Annotated in this window: 1 protein-coding gene; it reads right to left on the bottom strand. The window is 48.4% G+C overall.

Annotated features, from left to right (window positions below; genetic code table 11):
• Positions 1-550: VWA domain-containing protein (locus R7E78_RS29540; RefSeq protein WP_318059070.1), on the bottom strand; the 550-nt coding region annotated here is incomplete at both ends.

The raw sequence follows: 550 nt of genomic DNA, 5'->3' as shown, positions 1-550 counted from the left end.
CCTTAGTAGGAACAACAACATAGAAAGCACTAAAGCGGCACTCAATGGGTATGGGAACCATTCGGACTGAGGCCGCCAAGTTTGGATATCGCTTGATACAGGTTCCAGTTTGTTGATTGTGTCGTAGATCTTTTCAAGTTGTTCGGCATCTCGCGCACGGAAGTACTGCCCGCCAGTCATTTCTGCAATCTTCGTGAGCGTTTGTTCATCAAGGTCGGCTGCGGTGTCGACCTTACGAGTCATAAAAAAGTCTTTCACCATCATTTCGCCAGCACCTACGCCGACGGTATAAATAGTGGCATTGTATTTCTTCGCAATCTCAGCCGCTTCGATTGGATCTAACACTCCAGCGGTGTTACTGCCGTCACTGAGCAAAATCATCACGCGCTGGGGCGCATCGCTATCGACAAAGGTTTTTGTTCCTAAGCCGATACCATCGCCAATTGCGGTTCGTTGACCAACTAGGCCAATTACAGTTTGCTTGATTTGTTGGATAACGGTTTGTCGGTCAGCCGTCAGTGGTGTTTGTAAGTACGCGTGGTCACCAAAT

The organism is Vibrio sp. YT-19(2023), from assembly GCF_033337395.1.
This window is presented reverse-complemented; position numbering and strand designations above follow the sequence as displayed.